This window comes from Sphingomonas fuzhouensis (genome assembly GCF_034659795.1).
Taxonomy (GTDB): Bacteria; Pseudomonadota; Alphaproteobacteria; order Sphingomonadales; family Sphingomonadaceae; genus Sphingomonas; species Sphingomonas fuzhouensis.
On sequence record NZ_JAXSQY010000002.1, the window covers coordinates 799,070 to 809,511 of the forward strand.

General features: G+C 63.5%; 6 protein-coding genes, 1 tRNA gene and 2 rRNA genes. 3 read left to right on the plus strand and 6 right to left on the minus strand.

What is annotated here, in order from left to right; genetic code table 11:
• Window positions 1-46 precede the first annotated feature (46 nt).
• Entirely contained in the window at window positions 47-946 is a 900-nt protein-coding gene (locus tag U1H82_RS08085) for a sugar kinase (RefSeq protein WP_322964407.1), read from the minus strand.
• A gap of 138 nt (window positions 947-1,084) precedes the next feature.
• On the opposite strand from U1H82_RS08085, the gene uxuA reads away from it, so the two are divergent.
• The 3 genes from uxuA to U1H82_RS08100 are packed head-to-tail and all read left to right on the plus strand — an operon-like array spanning window position 1,085 to window position 5,069.
• Window positions 1,085-2,287 carry a mannonate dehydratase gene (gene uxuA / locus U1H82_RS08090; RefSeq protein WP_322964408.1) on the plus strand — a complete coding sequence of 401 codons (1,203 nt, stop codon included), beginning with the start codon at window positions 1,085-1,087 and terminating at the stop codon, window positions 2,285-2,287.
• The gene (gene uxaC, locus U1H82_RS08095; protein WP_322964409.1) at window positions 2,284-3,696 is read left to right on the plus strand and encodes a glucuronate isomerase; all 1,413 of its coding nucleotides are present in this window, start codon (window positions 2,284-2,286) and stop codon (window positions 3,694-3,696) included. Before uxuA ends, uxaC begins: the two co-directional genes overlap by 4 nt.
• Window positions 3,693-5,069, plus strand: a complete 1,377-nt coding sequence (locus tag U1H82_RS08100) for a mannitol dehydrogenase family protein (RefSeq protein ID WP_322964410.1) — start codon at window positions 3,693-3,695, stop codon at window positions 5,067-5,069. Before uxaC ends, U1H82_RS08100 begins: the two co-directional genes overlap by 4 nt.
• A gap of 127 nt (window positions 5,070-5,196) precedes the next feature.
• On the opposite strand, the gene U1H82_RS08105 is transcribed toward U1H82_RS08100, so the two are convergent.
• The 5 genes from U1H82_RS08105 to U1H82_RS08125 form a co-directional block, all read right to left on the minus strand.
• A complete protein-coding gene (locus U1H82_RS08105; protein ID WP_322964411.1) occupies window positions 5,197-5,553 on the minus strand; it encodes a hypothetical protein in 357 nt (118 codons plus the stop codon).
• Window positions 5,554-5,564: 11 nt separating this feature from the next.
• Window positions 5,565-7,109 carry a L,D-transpeptidase family protein gene (locus tag U1H82_RS08110; protein WP_322964412.1) on the minus strand — a complete coding sequence of 515 codons (1,545 nt, stop codon included), beginning with the start codon at window positions 7,107-7,109 and terminating at the stop codon, window positions 5,565-5,567.
• A gap of 346 nt (window positions 7,110-7,455) precedes the next feature.
• Window positions 7,456-7,532 (minus strand) — tRNA-Met (locus tag U1H82_RS08115).
• Window positions 7,533-7,591: 59 nt separating this feature from the next.
• Window positions 7,592-7,706, minus strand: a 5S ribosomal RNA gene (rrf, locus tag U1H82_RS08120).
• Window positions 7,707-7,837: 131 nt separating this feature from the next.
• Window positions 7,838-10,442 (minus strand): 23S ribosomal RNA (locus U1H82_RS08125); the annotation flags it as partial.

Sequence of the window (10,442 nt, forward strand, 5' to 3'; positions counted from 1 at the left end):
GGGTCATGCCATGATTGACCCGTTAATTTTGGTCAGTCCAAAAACCTCAGCGCGGCAGATCATCATCTCGCGCTGGGATCGCACCCGACCGCATGACCGTCCAACCGGCCAGCCTATGCCCCCGCACCGCTGCCTCCGCCGGAGACAAGCCGTCGAGGCGCGCGCCCAGATAGCCCGCATTGAACGCATCCCCCGCCCCGCTGGTATCGCGGGGGCAGAGGCGCTCCGGCGGGGGCACGATACCGACACCCGTGACGAGACAGCCATCGGCGCCCAATTTCACCACGACCTCCCCCGCGCCCAGCCCCTGCCAGCGGTCGCGCACCTCTTCGGCGGATTTGGCGTCGACCAGCATCGCCTCGTCCTCCAGTGTCGGCAGGCCGATGTCGCAGCCACTGATCGCCCGGCGGCACAGTTCACGCGCCTCGTCCTGATTGGCGAACAGGCGGGGACGGTAATTGCCGTCGAACGCGACCCGCCCGCCGCGTGCGCGAACCCGCTGCGCCAGATCAAACAGATGCTCGCGGCTCGGTTCGTCCAGAATCGCTAGGGTGATGAGCGAGTAGAGCAGCAGATCGGCCTGCTCGGTCTGCGCCATCACCGCCTCGCTTCCCGGCAGCGACAGGGTACGCCGCGCGGCACTCTGTCCGCGCCAATAGGAGAAGCTGCGCTCGCCCGCCTCGTCGGTGGTGATCGCGTACAGGCCCGGCATCCGGGTCGGATCGCGCAGGGTCAGGCTGGTATCGATGCCCTCCGCCGCCCAGTCCTGGAGCAGCGTGGCGCTGAACGGATCGTCGCCCAGTGCGGTCACATAGCGGACGTCGCGGTCCATCCGCGCCAGATGGATCGCGGTGTTCAGCGTATCGCCGCCATGACCCAGCCGCCAAAGGCCCCGCTCGGCCCGCGACAATTCGATCATCCCTTCCCCGACGACGACGATCCGCATTCCACTTCTCTCCTGTCTTTCCTGGTCTCGCCCGCATAGTGGCAAGGCCAAAATTTGTAACTGGTCAATCCGAATGTCGAATGCTACCGCTACCGTCCTGCAAATAGGATATGGGACGAGGGAATAGCGGACGTGTTGATGATCCAGTCTATGCGGTGGTTCGGACCCGCCGACCCGATCGCCTTGTCCCATATTCGCCAGGCGGGCGCCACCGAGGTCGTCACCGCGCTGCATGAAATCCCCAACGGCATGGTCTGGCCACGCGAAGCGATCGCCGAGCGGCGGGCGATGATCGAGGCGGCCGGGCTGGGCTGGTCGACGGTCGAAAGCCTGCCGGTGCATGACGCGATCAAGCGCGGCGAGCTGACCGACGATCTCGTCCAGGCGTATGGCGACAGTCTGCGCAACCTGGCGGCCGAGGGCGTGCGGACTGTCACCTATAATTTCATGCCGCTGCTCGACTGGACGCGCACCGATCTGGACTGGCAGCTGCCCGACGGCGCGACCGCGCTGCGCTTCGAATGGGCGGCGGTCGCGGCCTATGACATCCATATCCTGCGGCGTCCGGGGGCCGAGGCGGATTATTCGGAAAGCGTCCGCGTGGCCGCCGCAGAGCGCTTCGCCGCGATGACGCCCGAGGAGCGCCACAGGCTGGAGCGGACGATCATCGCGGGGCTTCCCGGCAGCGAGGAGAGCTTCGACTCGCCCGCCTTCCAGCGCGCGATCGACACCTATGCCGGGATCGATGCCGAGCGCTTACGCGCCAATCATATCGCCTTTCTGCGCGCCATCTGTCCGATCGCCGAGGAAGTCGGCATCAAACTGGTCGTCCATCCCGACGATCCCCCCTTCCCCATTTTCGGCCTGCCGCGCGTGGTCAGTACGGCCGAGGATCTGGATCGTCTCTATGCCGCCGTGCCGTCCCTGGCGAACGGGCTGTGCTTCTGCACCGGGTCGTTCGGCGCGCGGCCGGACAACGATCTGCCCGCCATGGTCCGCCGTTTTGCCGAGCGGATCGACTTTCTCCACCTCCGCTCGGTCGGTTGGGAAGCGGGCGAGCGCAATTTCCATGAGGCCGAGCATCTGGGCGGCAATGCCCGCATGACCCAGGTGATGCAGGCGGTGGTCGAGATTTCGCATGCGCAGAACCGTGCGATCGTGATGCGCCCCGACCATGGCCACCGGATGATGGACGACCTTCATCGCAGCTCCAATCCCGGCTATTCGTTGCTGGGTCGGATGCGCGGACTGGCCGAGCTGCGCGGGCTGGAGCAGGGAATCGTGTATATGCTGGGGTTGAACGCGAACGCGGCTCTGGCCGAACTGGAGCTGACGGCATGACCCGCAAGCTGGAGCTTCATCCCGACCGGCTGTTCCCCGCCGACCCGACGACGCGGGGCATCGCGCGGACGCTCTATGCCGAAGTCGCGGACCTGCCGATCATCAGCCCGCACGGTCACACCGATCCGCGCTGGTTCGCCACCGACGAGCCTTGGGCCGATGCCAGCGACCTGCTGCTCGCGCCCGACCATTATGTCTTTCGCATGCTCTACAGCCAGGGCATCGCGCTGGACGATCTGGGCATCCCGCATCGTAGCAGCCGCCCGGCGACCGATCCGCGCGCGGCGTGGAAGCTGTTCGCGGCGAACTATCACCTGTTCCGCGGCACGCCCTCGCGCATGTGGCTGGACCATGTGTTTGCCGAGGTATTCGGTTTCACCGAGGCGCTCGAGGCGGCGACCGCCGACCGCTATTTCGACGCGATCGGCGAGGCGCTGGCCACCCCCGCCTTCCGCCCCCGAGCGCTGTTCGAGCGGTTCCGTATCGAGTGCCTGGCCACGACCGAGGGTGCCGACGATCCGCTGGTCCATCACCAGGCGATCAAGGAGTCCGGCTGGCAGGGCCGCGTCATCACCACCTATCGCCCCGACAGCGTGATCGATGTCGAGCATGAGCAGTTCGCCGGCGCGATGCAGCGCTTCGCCGAGCTGACCGGCGAGGATGTGTATAGCTGGTCCGGCTATCTCGCCGCCCATGCCAAGCGCCGCGCCGCCTTCCGCGCTTTGGGCGCGACCGCGACCGATCATGGCCATCCGACGGCCGCCACCGCCAACCTGTCGGCGGCCGAATGCGAGGCGCTGTTCGCGAAGATCGTCGGCGGCCGCTGGACGCCCGCCGATGCCGAACTCTTCCGCGCGCAGATGCTGACCGAGATGGCGAAGATGAGCGTCGCGGACGGCATGACGATGCAGATCCACCCCGGCTCGTTCCGCAACCATAATGCGGGCCTGTTCGCCAGCCATGGGCGCGACAAGGGCGCGGACATGCCGATGCGCACCGATTACGTCCATGCGCTGAAACCTATGCTCGACGTGGTCGGCAATGCGCGCGACCTGACCATCATCCTCTTCACGCTGGACGAGAGCGTCTATGCGCGCGAGCTGGCGCCGCTGGCCGGGCATTATCCCTGCCTAAAGCTGGGCCCCGCCTGGTGGTTCCATGACAGCCCGGAGGGGATGCGCCGCTTCCGCGAGATGACGACCGAGACGGCGGGTTTCTACAACACGGTCGGGTTCAACGACGATACCCGCGCCTTTCTGTCGATCCCCGCGCGGCACGACGTCGCGCGGCGGATCGATTGCGGCTTCCTCGCACGCCTCGTTGCCGAGCATCGGCTGGAGGAGGATGAAGCGGTCGCGCTGGCCCATGCGCTGACCAACGGGCTGGTCCGCACGGCGTACCGGCTGTGACCCGGCTGAACGAAGCCACCGCCGCGACGCTGCCCGCAAGTGTCCCGCGTCCCGGCTATGACCGGGCGGCGCAACGGATCGGCATCGTCCATATCGGGCTGGGCGCGTTCCACCGCGCACATCAGGCGGTCTATACCGATGACGCGATGGCGGCGGGCGACCGGGACTGGGGAATCGCGGCGGCATCGCTGCGCTCAGGCGGCGTGCATGACCAGATGGCGCCACAGGACGGCCTCTATACCGTCACCGAACGGTCGAGCGAAGGCGAAGCCGTCCGGCTGGTCGGCGCGATCCGCGAGGTGATCGTCGCGGCCAAGACGCCCGAGCGGCTGGCCGAACGCCTCGCCTCCCCCAATACGCGGATCGTGACGCTGACCGTCACCGAAAAGGGCTATTGGCGGCGGCCGGACGGGGCGACCGATCTGGCGGGCATCGTCGCGGACGGGAACAGCATCTATCATTATCTGGCGCAGGCGGTGGGCGCGCGAGCTGCGGCGGGGCTGGACCCGCTGACGCTCGTCAGTTGCGACAACCTGCCCGACAATGGCCGAGTGCTGCGCAGCGGCGTGGCGGCGTTCCTTGATCATCACGGCCAAACGGCGGCGCGCGACTGGTTCGAGCGCGACTGGCGCTGCCCCAACACCATGGTCGACCGCATCGTCCCCGCCGTCACCGACGCCGATCGTGCGGCGGTCGAGGCGGCGCTGGGGATGCGCGACGAGGCCGCCGTCATCACCGAGCCCTATCGCCAATGGGTGATCGAGGATGATTTCGCGGGCGAGCGCCCCCGCTGGGACATCGGCGGCGCGCAATTCGTCGCCGATGTCGCGCCCTATGAGACCGCCAAGCTGCGGATGCTCAACGGCGCACATTCCGCACTTGCCTATCTCGGGCTGGAGCGCGGGCATGCGTTCGTCCACCAGGCGGTCGCCGATCCCGCCATCCGCCCCGTGGTCGAACGGCTGATGCGAGCCGAGGCGGCGACCAGCTTTACGGCGGCCGAAGGACAGGCGCTGGAGCCCTATGCCGACGCGCTGCTCGCCCGCTTCGCCAATGTGACGCTCGAACATCGCCTGTCGCAGATCGCCAGCGACGGCTCGCAAAAGGTCGGTCCGCGCTGGCTGGCCTCGCTCGCGGCGCATGGCCGGGATGCCCCCGCGACGCTGACCGCGCTGGCGGCGTGGCTGCGGTTCATCCGAACGGGCAACGACGCCTCGCCCGATCCGCGCCGGGCGGAACTGGCCGCGCTATGGGAACAGGGCGATGCCGCGCATGTCGTGGACGCGCTGTTCGGGCTCGATGGTTCGATGGCAGGCCAGTGGCGCCCGACCGAGGCGCAGCGGACGGCACTGATCCGCGAGATCACCCGCTAAATTCCTCCCTGCAAGGGGAGGGGGACAGCCGCGAAGCGGTGGTGGAGGGGTGTCCCCGCTGATGGTGACACCCCTCCGTCAGTCCTGCGGACTGCCACCTCCCCTTACAGGGGAGGAATAAGGCAGATTACTGCGCGTCCTTGGGCTCGACACCCTCGGCAGGTGCGTCACTGTTCGGCGTGCGCTGGACGCGCGCGGTCATGCCGGTGGCCGATGCATCATCCAGCATCTGCTGGTCGACCGTCCGCTCGGGGGGCGGCGGCGGAATGGTGTCGGCGGCCATATTGACCGGCGCGACGGTCTCCGAATCATTGGTCATGACCGGGGTCTCGTCCGGCACGGTCATATTCTCCTCGACGACCGGCGTGTCATTCTCCACCGGCACGGGCGGGTCCTCGGACGAGCGCGAGCAGCCGGCCAGTGTCGGCAGCAGCAACCCAGCCGCCAGCAACGCCATGGCCCGTCTGTTGGTGATCTTCATCATATCCGTCCCTTTCAATCCTTGGTCGATTGCGCCCGCTCGGCCGAGCGCGCCTCGATCTTGCTCGCCAGTTGCGCGTCCCAGCCATAGGGGTCATCCCGGAAGCCCACCTGGCCATCGGCATTGGCGAAGGCGGTCCAATAGAGCAGATAGACCGCCACCGGCTCCGCCATGGTCGCGCGCACCGTCTTGCCCGACGCGATGACCGCATCGATCTGCGGCTGCTGCCATTCGGGCGTGGTCTTCAACATCAGCGCCGCAAGCTCGGCCGGTTTTTCCAGCCGGACGCAGCCATGGCTCGCCAGCCGGTCGAACTTCGAAAAGCCCGACTGGGCGGGCGTGTCGTGCAGATAGACCGCAAAGTCGTTGGGGAAATCGAACTTGTACCGCCCCAGCGCGCTCTTCTCGGACGATTGCTGCAACCGCTTGCTGCCGTCGCCATTGTCGATGATCCGGAAGCCCGCGCGCTTCAGATAGCCGGGGTTCGCACGCTCCTTGGGCCACAATTCCTTGTTGGCGATCGAGCTGGGCACGTTCCACGGCGGGTTCAGCACGATGCTGCGGATCGTCGACACCAGCATCGGCGTCTCGTTGCCGGGACGGCCCGTCACCGCCTTCATCGACATGACCGGATTGTCGCCGTCGAATACGGTCAGCACAGCGGCGGCGATGTTCACCTGGACCCGCTTGGCCTCCAATTGCTGCGGCAACCAACGCCAGCGCTCCATATTCGCCATGATCTGGCGGATGCGCTGCGCGACCGGCACATTGAGCGCAGCGATCGTCTGCGTGCCCACCGTGCCCACCGGGTTCAAACCATAACGACGCTGGGCGCGCCGCACCGCCGCCAGCAGATCCTCGTCGAACCGATCGCCGGTCGCGCTGACCGCCGGGTCCTCCATCGCCAGCCGCTTGCGCAGTTGCAGGACCTGCGGACCGCTGGCCCCAAAGGGGATCGTCGCGGCGGGCAAGGCCGACCAGCCCCCGGCGGCCGCCATTGCGCGATAACGGGCCAGCCCCTTCACCAGCGCGTCATAGCCCGCATAAGGCGGCGGCAGCGACGCGATCCAGGCCGCCAGCCGATCATGCCGCACCGCTTCGGCAAAGCCGGGTGCGGGGTCATAGGGTTGCGGGCGAATGCCCCAGTCCTTCGTGAAATCGGCCGGGTCTAGCCGCCCGACATGCACCGCATGCGCATAATCGAGCGCGACGCGGGTCAGCGCGGCGGGCGACAGCGTCGACAGGTCACGCGGCGGCCCCTGCCGCAGCCCCTGCGCCACCTCGGCCTGCGCGATCAGGCTCGCGAGTTGTCGCGCCTGCGCATCGGACAGCGTCGGCATCGCGATCGCCGGCGTGGCCTGGGGCAAGGGCTGGACGATAGCGGGTGACGTGACCTGAGGCTGCGTCGGAGCCTGTCCCTGGGTCGGCGCGGCGGGCACCAAGATGGGCGGCGGCGCAACCTGCGCCAGCAATGGTGTGGCCACCATCGATCCAGCCGCCAGCGTGCCGAGCAACCGGGCGGCGAAAGGGCGGGAAACGGGGAAAGGCGATATGGTCATGCGGATATGATAGCCCCTGTTCGTCGGCATGTCGTCGTCGGAGCCGGGCTTTAATTCACGCTATCCTACGCCAAGCTGAACCGATCGACAGACGAACCGCCAAAGGGAGCTTGCTTTTGCGTCGATCCACAAACCTGGGTTAAGATGCCTCTATTTGCATCGGTCTGGTCGCAGCTCTGCGCCGGAACGCGAAAAGGCCGTCCTTCGGGGCGGCTGATGGGTTCGGGATACTGGCGTGGCGAATAACACCGGCCGCGCACGTGCCCTTCTCTCGGACAACATCCGAAGCGGCAGGCACAAAAAAGCCGCCTCGGGGTATCCTGAGACGGTTTGGTTGTCGGTTATATGGTTGCGGGGGCAGGATTTGAACCTGCGGCCTTCAGGTTATGAGCCTGACGAGCTACCGGGCTGCTCCACCCCGCGCCAAGAAGGTAAGGTGGTGGACAAGTGAATGGGTTTTTGTTGTGTTCGCGGACTGTAATGCCTGGCGACGCCCTACTCTTCCACTGCTTGAGCAGTAGTACCATTGGCGCAGTCGGGTTTCACGGCCGAGTTCGGGATGGGATCGGGTGGGACACCGACGCTATGGCCACCAGGCAATAGAGTCCGCGAATACGTCCCCATCTGTTGGGATGGGGAATTGGGTATAAAATCGATGCACCTGGCTGTGTTGATGACCAGACCCTTTTGCCATCTAGCCCAGGGCTGATGGTGGGGGTGTGGAGCTCTCAAGCGCGAATAGGACAATTAGTATCGGTTAGCTCCATGCGTTACCGCACTTCCACATCCGATCTATCGAGGTCGTGGTCTTCGACCGTCCTGAGAAATCTTATCTTGAGGGAGGCTTCCCGCTTAGATGCTTTCAGCGGTTATCCCGTCCGTACATAGCTACCCTGCTGCGCCGTTGGCACGACGACAGGTACACCAGAGGTACGTTCAACCCGGTCCTCTCGTACTAGGGTCAACTCCTCTCAAATTTCGACGCCCACGGCAGATAGGGACCAAACTGTCTCGCGACGTTCTGAACCCAGCTCACGTACCACTTTAATTGGCGAACAGCCAAACCCTTGGGACCTGCTCCAGCCCCAGGATGTGATGAGCCGACATCGAGGTGCCAAACAACCCCGTCGATATGAGCTCTTGGGGGTTATCAGCCTGTTATCCCCGGCGTACCTTTTATCCGTTGAGCGATGGCCCTTCCACGAGGGACCACCGGATCACTATGACCGACTTTCGTCTCTGCTCGACTTGTCAGTCTCGCAGTCAGGCTGGCTTATGCCATTGCACTCTAACAGACGGTTTCCAACCGTCCTGAGCCAACCTTCGCGCGCCTCCGTTACTCTTTAGGAGGCGACCGCCCCAGTCAAACTACCCGCCACAGAGGGTCCCTGTACCGGTTTCACGGTACGAGGTTAGACATTAAACAACAACAGGGTGGTATTTCACCTATGGCTCCACATCGGCTGGCGCCAATGCTTCAAAGCCTCCCACCTATGCTACACAGTTCTTGTCCAATGCCACTCTGAAGCTGCAGTAAAGGTGCACGGGGTCTTTCCGTCTAACCGCGGGTACTCCGCATCTTCACGGAGAATTCAATTTCGCTGAGCATGTCCTGGAGACAGTGGGGAAGTCGTTACGCCATTCGTGCAGGTCGGAACTTACCCGACAAGGAATTTCGCTACCTTAGGACCGTTATAGTTACGGCCGCCGTTTACCTGGGCTTCATTTCAGAGCTTGCACTCCTCCACTTAACCTTCAGGCACCGGGCAGGCGTCAGGCCCTATACGTCGTCTTGAAGCCGACTTAGCAGAGCCCTGTGTTTTTGCTAAACAGTCGCTACCCCCTGGCCTGTGCCCCCCATGAGAGCTTGCGCTTACATGGGGCCTCCTTCTTCCGAAGGTACGGAGGCAATTTGCCGAGTTCCTTCAGGACACTTCTCTCAAGCGCCTTGGTATACTCTACCTGACCACCTGTGTCGGTTTCGGGTACGGTCTATACGGTGGGGCTATTTCCCGGGACAGTTTCGAAGCACGTCCAATCCGATAAGGACGTACAACACACACCATCCGTCACACACCACCAGGCCCACGAATATTAACGTGGTTCCCATCGACTACCCCCTTCGGGCTCGTCTTAGGGGCCGGCTCACCCTGCGCGGATTAGCCTTGCGCAGGAACCCTTGGTCTTTCGGCGAGAGGGCATCTCACCCTCTTTATCGCTACTCATGTCTGCATTCGCACTTCCGATACCTCCACGACCCATTACCAGATCGCTTCGCAGGCTTACGGAACGCTCCGCTACCGCGTGCACAAAGTGCACACCCTAAGCTTCGGTGCGTGTCTTGAGCCCCGTTACATCTTCGCCGCAGAAACCCTTGTTTAGACCAGTGAGCTGTTACGCTTTCTTTAAAGGATGGCTGCTTCTAAGCCAACCTCCTGGTTGTTTTGGGATTTCCACATGCTTTCCCACTTAGACACGACTTGGGGACCTTAGCTGTAGGTCAGGGCTGTTTCCCTTTTGACGACGGACCTTAGCACCCGCCGTCTGTCTCCCGAGTATCACTCATAGGTATTCGGAGTTTGGTTAGTATTGGTAGATCTCGCGACCCCCGCAACCATCCAGTGCTCTACCCCCTATGGTGTCCGCTCGAGGCACTACCTCAATAGTTTTCGCGGAGAACCAGCTATTTCCCGGCTTGATTGGCCTTTCACCCCTAAGCACAACTCATCCGGTAACTTTTCAACGTTAATCGGTTCGGACCTCCAGTGCGTGTTACCGCACCTTCATCCTGGTCATGCATAGATCGCCGGGTTTCGGGTCTAATACTTCAAACTAAGTCGCCCTATTCAGACTCGCTTTCGCTGCGCCTACACCTATCGGCTTAAGCTTGCTTGAAACATTAAGTCACAGACCCATTATGCAAGAGGTACGCTGTCAGGCCCTAAAGACCCTCCAACTGCTTGTAGGCAATCCGTTTCAGGTACTGTTTCACTCCCCTCATCGGGGTGCTTTTCACCTTTCCCTCACGGTACTAGTTCGCTATCGGTCATGTACGAGTATTTAGGCTTGGAGGGTGGTCCCCCCATGTTCAGACAGGATTACACGTGTCCCGCCCTACTCGAGTCCCATCACATCAGTTTCGCATACGGGGCTGTCACCCGCTATGGCCACACTTTCCAGAGTGTTCTGCTACTTGAATGATGGGCACTGGCCTGGTCCGCGTTCGCTCGCCACTACTAACGGAATCTCGGTTGATGTCTTTTCCTCCGGCTACTGAGATGTTTCAGTTCACCGGGTTCGCTTCTCGAAACCTATGTATTCAGTTAAGAGATA

Coding starts and splice junctions, on each gene's coding strand:
- uxuA (WP_322964408.1), top strand. CDS start 1,085: ATGATCCAGTCTATGCGGTGGTTCGGACCCGCCGACCCGATCGCCTTG.
- uxaC (WP_322964409.1), top strand. CDS start 2,284: ATGACCCGCAAGCTGGAGCTTCATCCCGACCGGCTGTTCCCCGCCGAC.
- U1H82_RS08105 (WP_322964411.1), bottom strand. CDS start 5,553: ATGATGAAGATCACCAACAGACGGGCCATGGCGTTGCTGGCGGCTGGG.
- U1H82_RS08110 (WP_322964412.1), bottom strand. CDS start 7,109: ATGACCATATCGCCTTTCCCCGTTTCCCGCCCTTTCGCCGCCCGGTTG.
- U1H82_RS08085 (WP_322964407.1), bottom strand. CDS start 946: ATGCGGATCGTCGTCGTCGGGGAAGGGATGATCGAATTGTCGCGGGCC.